Origin of the sequence: Nocardioides pelophilus (assembly GCF_014180685.1) — a bacterium.
Lineage (GTDB): Bacteria > Actinomycetota > Actinomycetes > Propionibacteriales > Nocardioidaceae > Nocardioides > Nocardioides pelophilus.
The window spans coordinates 37,407-46,062 of the sequence record NZ_JACEHF010000015.1 but is presented as its reverse complement, the minus strand read 5'-3'; the positions used below and the strand labels follow the sequence as shown (position 1 = coordinate 46,062).

7 protein-coding genes and 1 pseudogene are annotated in these 8,656 nt (G+C 70.5%); 5 read left to right on the top strand and 3 right to left on the bottom strand.

The window, feature by feature from the left end; all coding sequences use genetic code 11:
• A pseudogene (locus H0488_RS05340) lies at positions 1–1,508 on the top strand (hypothetical protein); the annotation flags it as partial.
• 11 nt (positions 1,509–1,519) lie between these two features.
• Positions 1,520–2,110, top strand: coding sequence for a hypothetical protein (locus tag H0488_RS05335; protein ID WP_183098248.1), 591 nt, complete (start codon positions 1,520–1,522; stop codon positions 2,108–2,110).
• A 7-nt stretch (positions 2,111–2,117) separates the two neighbouring features.
• On the opposite strand, the gene H0488_RS05330 is transcribed toward H0488_RS05335, so the two are convergent.
• The gene (locus H0488_RS05330) at positions 2,118–3,146 is read right to left on the bottom strand and encodes an alpha/beta hydrolase (RefSeq protein WP_312856225.1); all 1,029 of its coding nucleotides are present in this window, start codon (positions 3,144–3,146) and stop codon (positions 2,118–2,120) included.
• Between the two features lie 82 nt (positions 3,147–3,228).
• On the opposite strand from H0488_RS05330, the gene H0488_RS05325 reads away from it, so the two are divergent.
• The 3 genes from H0488_RS05325 (at position 3,229) to H0488_RS05315 (ending at position 7,190) form a co-directional block, all read left to right on the top strand.
• Complete coding sequence (locus H0488_RS05325; protein WP_183098247.1) at positions 3,229–5,385, top strand: RNA degradosome polyphosphate kinase; 2,157 nt, start codon at positions 3,229–3,231, stop codon at positions 5,383–5,385.
• Between the two features lie 158 nt (positions 5,386–5,543).
• Complete coding sequence (locus H0488_RS05320; protein WP_183098246.1) at positions 5,544–6,161, top strand: DUF47 domain-containing protein; 618 nt, start codon at positions 5,544–5,546, stop codon at positions 6,159–6,161.
• Between the two features lie 15 nt (positions 6,162–6,176).
• Positions 6,177–7,190 carry an inorganic phosphate transporter gene (locus tag H0488_RS05315; protein WP_183098245.1) on the top strand — a complete coding sequence of 338 codons (1,014 nt, stop codon included), beginning with the start codon at positions 6,177–6,179 and terminating at the stop codon, positions 7,188–7,190.
• Positions 7,191–7,200: 10 nt separating this feature from the next.
• Here H0488_RS05315 and H0488_RS05310 read toward each other — a convergent pair whose 3' ends face one another.
• Positions 7,201–7,629 carry a hypothetical protein gene (locus tag H0488_RS05310; protein ID WP_183098244.1) on the bottom strand — a complete coding sequence of 143 codons (429 nt, stop codon included), beginning with the start codon at positions 7,627–7,629 and terminating at the stop codon, positions 7,201–7,203.
• 326 nt (positions 7,630–7,955) lie between these two features.
• The gene (locus H0488_RS05305) at positions 7,956–8,654 is read right to left on the bottom strand and encodes a winged helix-turn-helix transcriptional regulator (RefSeq protein ID WP_183098243.1); all 699 of its coding nucleotides are present in this window, start codon (positions 8,652–8,654) and stop codon (positions 7,956–7,958) included.
• Positions 8,655–8,656: the final 2 nt, after the last annotated feature.

Below are 8,656 nucleotides of genomic sequence, written 5' to 3'. Positions count from 1 at the left end.
CGCGAGCCGAGGAGCAGGAGCGGGCCACCGCCGAGGCACGCCGCGAGGCCGACGAGCGCGCCGCGGCCGAAGCCGCGGTGAGAGCCGCTGCTGAGGCAGAGGCAGCCGCCGCGGCTGAGGCGCTCGCCGCTGCCGAGGCTGAGGCCGCCGCTGCCGCCGCCGAGGCCGAAGCCGCCGCACGTGCCGAAGCAGAGGCCCGCGCCATCGCCGAGACCGAAGCCGCCGCGCTTGCCGAAGCAGAGGCCCGCGCTGCTGCCGAGGCCGAAGCCGCCGCTGCCGCTGCCGCCGCCGCCGAGGCCGAAGCCGCTGCCGCTGAGGCTGAAGCCGTTGCGCTTGCCGAAGCCGAAGCCGAAGCCGAAGCCCGCGCCGCCGCCGAGGCGGAGGCCGACCTGGCCGACGTCGGGGACACGGAGGACTCGGAGGAGACGGAGCAGACGGAGGACGCGCCGACGACGGCCGAGAGCCTGCTCGACCGCTGGACCGCACTCACCGCCCCGGCCGTCGCCACACCGGTCGGTATCCACCGCGCCGACGCCAACGACCTGCTCGCGGACGCGACGACCGACGCGGACGCCGACTCCGCTGCGGGGTCGCCCGAGGGACCGGCCGACCCCGAGACGCTGCTCGACCGCTGGGCGGGGTCGTGGCCCGGAGCCCGGCCGCTCAGGTCCAGCACCGACGAGACCCCTGAGCCTGCTTCCGACAGCGACGAGCCGACCGACGCCGCGGCTGCCGCTGATCTCGTCGAGCCCCTCGCCGACGAGGACGAGCTCGACGACCTGGATGCCCTGGACGACCTCGACGACGACCTCTCCGCCGACGAGGACGAGTCCTACGACCTCGACGGCGACCTCGACGGCGACCTCGACGGCGACCTCGACGGCGACCTCGACGACGACCTCGCCGCCGACGAGGACGAGCTCGACGACCTGGATGTCCTGGACGACCTCGACGAGGACCTCGCTGCCGACGAGGACGAGCTCGACGATCTCGTGGCCGCGCGGGCCCCGGAGCCGGAGCCGGAGCCCCAGCCCCAGACCGAGCCCGAGCCCGAGCCGGCGCTGGTCACCACGGGCAAGCACACGCCGTACCACTCCCGCCGCGGCAGCGGCGTGATGCCCCTGCTCGCGATCGCCACGGCCCTGGCCCTTGCCGTGGTCGTCGGGCGGATGGCGCTGCAGGACCGGCTGCGCGACGACATCCAGCTCGCCGCCACGCTGTCGGCCGTGACGTTCGTGCTGCTGCTCTACGCGCTGCGGGCGATCGGTTCGACGCGGAGCGTCCACATCGACGACCAGGGCGTGATGAAGGTCGTCATCGGAGAGTTCAGCAGTCGGTTCGACCTCACCAGCCCGAGCACCCAGATCGAGCAGGTCGGCAAGCCCGGCAGCCGCGGCTGGAAGGTCCTGATCCTGAGGCGCAGCCTGGCCCCCATCGAGATCGACGCGAAGACCGTCGATCCCCGCACCTTCGTCGAGGCGTTGCGGCAATGGCGTCCGAACCTCTAGACCAAGCGCGGGTGGAGTCGTTGCAGAACGAGCGCGACGCACTCGCCGCACGCTGCGCGGATGCCGAGCAGCAGGTCGCGGACCTGACCGCGGAGCTCACCGCCGCGCAGGCCCGGATCGCCGACCTCGAGGCCGGAGCGGAGGAGCAGATCCCGATCTTCGACGGCACCGGCCCCGTCGGATCCGGTCTGGCCCGCGACGGCAGCGACCCCCGGGTGCTGTCGATGATCCTCGCCGCGACCGCGGTCGTCGCGGGGATGGTCGCGCTGCTCGCGCTGGTCAACGGCAACCTCGACTCGCCGTTCGGGTTCGCGATGATCGTCGCCACGCTGGCGTTGGCCTACGCCGCTGCTCGCACCCGCGTCCCGAGCGTCGAGGTCAGCGTGAGCCGCGGCGTCGTCTACGTCGCGAAGGGCGAGACGTCGTACCGCTTCGACCTGCGCCAGGAGCACACCTCGGTCGACATGGTCGGCCGGCCCGGCGACGCCTACTGGCAGGTGCGGTTCCACCGCAAGGGCATGGACGACCTCGTCGTCGACGCCGACATGGTCGACCCCCACGAGTTCGTCCGGCTGCTGCGCGAGCACCGACCGAACCTCTGACCGGCACCTAGGTGGTGAGCGCCGCCCGGAGCCGGTCGGCGATGCCGTCGACCGCAGCCCGTGACGAGCGGCCGACCCCGACGATGTTGACGAAGCCGTGGATCTGGCCGGTGAACCGCTGGAGCTCGACGGTCACGCCGGCATCGGCCAGCATGCGGGCGTAGGCCTCGCCCTCGTCACGCAGCGGGTCGAAACCGGCGGTGACGACGTACGCCGGCGCCAGGTCGTCCGGAATCTTCGCCAGCACCAGCGACACCCGCGGGTCGTGCCGGTTCTCCGGCAGCGGCAGATAGCTGGCGTCCGCGCGGTCCATGAACCGCCGGTCGAGGTAGAACCCGTGGCCGAACAGCCGCAGGCTCTGGGTGTCGCGCTCGATCTCGGTGCACGGGTAGATCAGCAGCTGCCAGGCCAGGGGTACGCCGTCGCGCGCCGCCGCGAGCGCGACGGACGCGGCCAGGTTCCCGCCCGCCGAGCCGCCGCCGACGGCGACCCGCTGCGGATCCGCGCCGAGCTCGGCAGCGTGGTCGATCACCCAGCGGTAGCCCTCGTCGGCGTCGTCGTGCGCCGCGGGGAACGGGTGCTCCGGACCCAACCGGTAGGTCAGCGCGAGCACCGGGACCCCGGATCGCTCGGCGAGCACCCGGCAGGTGGCGTCGTGGGTGTCGAGGTCGCCCTCGATCCAGCCACCGCCGTGCAGGTAGACGAGCAGCGGGCCGGCTCCGGTGACGGCCGGCGCGCTCGGCAGGTAGTGCCGCGCGGGACGGCCGGCCACCGTGAGGTCGCGCACCTCTCCGATCGGCTGGCTGCCGCCGACCAGCGCGCACTCGCGCCGCATGTTGTCGCGGAGGACGGCGATGGGCACGTCCTCACGGCGCGGCCGCGCGATCGCCTGCAGCCGGAGCATGACCTGCAGGTCGGGAGCGAGGATCTGGCCGTCGAGCATGACCGGCCGACCGGCGACCAGGCGTCGGAGCGGGGCGGGAGCCGCCATCGCGGCGCGCAGGGAACCAGCCTCAACGGCGGCGAGGAGAGTCACGGAGAAGAACCTAGCCCCCTGTCCCGAGTGCCCACCTCCCGCACGACACCAGCCGTTCACCGGTCGGTGGGACACTCACTCCATGGCCCAGGAACTGCTTCCCGAATCGGTCGACGACACCGCCCCCCAGAACGGGACCGGTGCGCCGACGGAGGCGGCGTCGTACGTCCCCGACCAGGCCGACCTGGACGCGATCGCCGAGGTCGAGGACCGGTTCCTCGACCGAGAGCTGTCCTGGCTGCGCTTCAACCAGCGGGTGCTCGAGCTCGCCGAGGACACCGACCTGCCGCTGCTCGAGCGCGCTCGCTACCTCGCGATCTTCGCCAGCAACCTCGACGAGTTCTTCATGGTCCGCGTCGCCGGCCTCAAGCGGCGGATCGCCACCGGCCTGGCGGTGCGCGCCGCGTCGGGCAAGATGCCGCGCGAGGTCCTGGAGACGATCTGGACGCAGGCCGGCACCCTCGCCCACCGGCACGCCGCGACGTTCCGCGACCTCGTCGCACCGGCGTTGCGCGCCGAGGGCATCGAGCTGGTCCGCTGGGGCGACCTGGACCGCGACGAGCAGCGGGTCTGCAAGCGGCTCTTCCGCGATCGGGTCTTCCCGGTGCTGACGCCGCTCGCCGTCGACCCCGCGCACCCGTTCCCCTACATCTCGGGCCTCTCCCTCAACCTCGCGGTCGTCGTACGCAACCCGCGCACCAACAAGCAGCACTTCGCGCGCGTCAAGGTGCCGTCGAACTTCGACCGGTTCGTGGCGCTGGGCAACCAGCGGTTCGTGCCGCTCGAGGACGTGATCGGCGCCCACCTGGTGCGGCTGTTCCCCGGCATGGAGGTGCTCGAGGCGCACACGTTCCGGGTCACCCGCAACGAGGACGTCGAGGTCGAGGAGGACGACGCCGAGAACCTGCTGGCCGCGTTGGAGAAGGAGCTGTTGCGCCGGAAGTTCGGTCCGCCGGTCCGGCTCGAGGTCGAGGAGTCGATCACGCCGGCCGTGCTCGAGCTGCTCGTCTCGGAGCTCGACATCAGCGAGGAGGAGGTGGTCCGGTTGCCCGGACCGCTCGACCTCCGCGGACTGCACGGCATCGCCGACCTGGCGCGCGAGGAGCTGAAGTACCCCGCGTTCGTGCCGAGCACGCACCCGCTGCTCGCCGAGGTGGAGTCGTCGGCCCCGGTCGACGTGTTCAAGGCACTGCGTCGCAACGACGTGATGCTGCACCACCCCTACGACTCGTTCGCCACCTCGGTGCAGCGGTTCATCGAGCAGGCCGCGGCCGACCCGCACGTGCTCGCCATCAAGCAGACCGTCTACCGGACCTCCGGCGACTCCCCGATCATCGACGCGCTCATCGATGCCGCCGACGCCGGCAAGCAGGTGCTGGCACTGGTCGAGATCAAGGCGCGGTTCGACGAGCAGGCGAACATCCGCTGGGCCCGCAAGCTGGAGCAGGCCGGCTGTCACGTGGTCTACGGCCTGGTCGGCCTCAAGACCCACTGCAAGCTGGCGATGGTCGTCCGCGACGAGCCGGAAGGCATCCGGCGCTACACCCACATCGGCACGGGCAACTACAACAGCAAGACCGCCCGGATGTACGAGGACCTCGGCCTGCTGACCACCAACGAGACGATCGGCGACGACGTCGCCCACCTCTTCAACAACCTCAGCGGCTGGTCGCGCAAGGCGCGGTACGACGAGCTCCTGGTCGCTCCCGACTCCGTGCGCTCGGGGCTGACCGACCAGATCCACGCCGAGATCGCCCACCACCGCGCCGGACGGCCGTCCGGGATCCGGTTCAAGGTCAACTCCCTCGTCGACGAGCAGGTCATCGACAGCCTCTACCTGGCCTCCCGGGAGGGGGTGCCGGTCGAGCTGTTCATCCGCGGCATCTGCGCGCTCCGGCCCGGGGTCCCCGGTCTGTCCGAGAACATCACCGTCCGCTCGATCCTGGGGCGGTTCCTCGAGCACAGCCGGATCTTCTGGTTCGGCAACGGCGGCCAGCCGGTGGCGTGGATCGGTTCGGCCGACATGATGCACCGCAACCTCGACCGTCGCGTCGAGGTCCTGGTGCGGCTCCCCACCGCCGCCAACGTCGCCGAGGTCGGGCGCCTGCTCGACGAGGCGTTCGCGGACACGACCGAGGCCTGGGTGCTCGGACCGGACGGGGACTGGGTCCGGCACCGGGGTGCGGTGCACTTCCAGGAGGCGCTGATCGCCACCCACCGGATGCGCCGCCACGGCTGATCCCGCGGTCGCCGTACGGGAACTGACCGCGGTTCGGCGAGCTCCGGGACCCTCGCCGTGCGCAAGGCCACAACGCGGTCCGGGGGGCCGCGTTTGCCAGGAGCGGTTCGTCACCCCCTAGCATGAGGCCGTTCGCCTCCGCCTCAACGGGAGTTCAAGTGCGCCTGCGTCTCCGTCCGGTTGACACGTCCTTCTACGACCTCTTCACCCAGTCGGCCCAGCACCTGGTGCTCGGTGCCGAGCTGCTGGCCGAGATGCTGGCCGACTCGTCCAACAAGCCTGACGTCGCGGAGCGCATGCGTGCGGCCGAGCACGCGGCCGACGAGACCACCCACGCGATCGTGAAGAAGGTCAACAGCACGTTCGTGACGCCCTTCGACCGCGAGGACATCTACGCGCTCGGCTCCGGCCTGGACGACGTGATGGACATGATGGACGAGGCGGTCGACCTGATCCTCCTCTACGAGATCGAGACCCTCCCCGCGGACCTCTCCGAGCAGGTCAGCGTGCTGCAGCGGTGCGCCGAGCTGACGGCCGAGGCGATGCCGCGGCTGCAGTCCATGCAGTCGCTCGAGGACTACTGGATCGAGATCAACCGGCTCGAGAACGCCGGCGACAAGTTCCACCGCCGGATCCTGGCCAGCCTCTTCTCGGGCGAGTACAAGACGATCGACGTGCTCAAGCTGAAGGACGTCGAGGAGTCGCTCGAGGGGGCGATCGACGCCTTCGAGAAGGTCGCGAACATCGTCGAGCAGATCGCCGTCAAGGAAAGCTGACCGAGGTCCTCTCCCGTGTCACTCACCCTTGCGATCGTGATCGCGGTCGTCGTAGTCGCGCTCGTCTTCGACTACACCAACGGCTTCCACGACGCGGCCAACGCCATCGCGACGTCGGTCTCGACCCGCGCGCTGACGCCCAAGGTCGCCCTCGCACTCGCTGCGATCATGAACTTCGTCGGAGCGTTCCTCGGCCAGAAGGTCGCCCACACCGTGAGCGACACGATCTCGCCACCGGAGAACAACCACGGTCTGCTGATAGTGGGGGCAGGTCTCGTGGGCGCGATCACGTGGAACATGATCACCTGGTACTACGGCCTGCCGTCGTCGTCCTCCCACGCCCTGATCGGCGGCCTGGTCGGCTCCGCCATCGCGGGCGGCGTCACGGTCTCCTGGAGCACGGTGCTCGAGAAGGTCGTCATCCCGATGTTCCTGTCACCGATCTTCGCCTTCGCCGCCGGCTTCGCGGTGATGCTGGCAGTGCTGTGGATCTTCCGGCGGACCAGCCCACACCGGGCCAACCGGGGCTTCCGCATCGCGCAGACGATCTCCGCCGCCGCGATGGCGCTCGGCCACGGCCTGCAGGACGCGCAGAAGACGATGGGCGTGATCTTCCTGGCCCTGGTCACCGGCGGCTACGTCGCGACCGAGGAGCAGGGCGGTGACCTGCCGATCTGGGTGATCATCGCCGCCGCGACGGCGATCTCGCTCGGCACCTGGTCCGGCGGGTGGCGGATCATGCGCACCCTCGGCCGGCGGATCATCCACCTCGACCCGCCCCAGGGCTTCGCCGCCGAGTCGGTGGCGGCGTCGGTCCTGTACACGACCGCCTACGTCTACGAGGCCCCGATCTCGACGACCCACACGATCACCTCAGCGGTGATGGGCGTCGGCGCGGTCAAGCGGCTCTCCGCCGTGCGTTGGGGAGTCGCCCGGAGCATCCTCACCGCCTGGGTGCTCACCTTCCCCGCCGCTGCGTCCGCCGCCGCGGTCACCTACTGGATCCTGCACGGGATCACCCGGCTCTGACGCCGCGCACTCAGCAGGTCAGAGTGAGAACCATGCTTGTCAGGCTGCTCCTCGTCACTGCCGACGACGCGTACGGCGACGGGGTTTCGCGGAAGTAGACCGAAGTGCGGACTTTGACGGCTTGGAGGTCAGAGCAGTCGACTTCCTGCGTAGTTCCGGCCAGCCCGTAGCTGTTCATCTCGAGCCAGTCCCAAGCGCCGGCGGCGTTCCACGCTTTGCATCCGTACCGCTGGTAGCTAAGAGTGCCCTTGCTCGCATTGTCCCACGATCCCCATACGCCGTTCCTCTTGTGCCTGACATCCATGCACACGACGATCTGAATGTCGCTGGTGCAGTCGGGATCGTCCCTCACCGCCCGCACACGGCCGTTGGCGTTGACGATGTACGGATCGCCGTTCCCGTCCTTCACGACCTTGCCGTACGGCTGCTTGAACTCCACCGGGCAGCCGCGCCAACCGGCGAAGTAGTCCGCGGCCGATGCCGGCGACAAGTGAGCAGAGCCGACAAGGGATGTCAACGACACCAACAAGGCGAGCAACGTCGCGCGTAGCGTGAATCCAACACTCGATCGCACCTGGATACGTCCTGTTCTCCGAGTTCTGCACCAGTTGAGGGCAGACGAAAGGGTCTCTGGCGGAGACGAACACTATGGCCCGTTGCGGACCGCGACAATCAACCCCGCGGAACGTTTGCCGAGGGTTCACCAGGCCTTCACAGCGGCGCCCGGCGTCGGCAGGGGAACTGCTGGACAGACAGGTTCGGGCCCTACCCGACAGTCAGCGAGTAGCCCCGGCCGCGGATCCGTCGTACGACGGCGGCATCGCCGAGGCGGTGGCGCAGGCGGGTCACGTGCATGGCGATGGTGTTGCCGCTCGGCCGGCGGCCGAGCGCGCCCCAGAGCGCCTCGCGAAGCTCGTCGTCGCTGACGACTCCCGGGGATCGCAGCATCAGGGCGCGCAGCAGCTCGAACTCCTTCAGCGGGAGGTCGGCGATCCTCCGGCCGTCGATGAGCACCCGGTAGGCAGCGGCGTCGAGCTCGATCGGACCGACGACCAGGCGGGCGTGCTCCTCGAGCGATCGCGGCGAGTGGCTGAGCAGCTCCCAGAGGTGGTCGGCTGAGTACGGGCGCGCGACGACCGCGCTCGCACCCGCGAGCATCAGCCCGCCGATGGCGGCGGCGTTGGCGTGCTCGAGCGCCGCGACGACGTACGGCGTGCCGTGGTTGCGGATCGCGGTGACGAAGTCGACCGCGGGGAGCCCGGGCGCGCCGGGCGAGACCACGACGGCGTGGGGGTCGAGGCGCCCGAACTCGATCAGCCCGTCGACCGTCGTCGTCACCCACGTGACGTGCACCCCGCGACCCGCCATCCCGTCGGCGAGACCGGCCTCGTCGCGACCCGGGTCGACCACGAGCAGCTGGGCACCGGCGATCTCCGCCCAACGCCGCCCGAGACGTGCGCCCATCG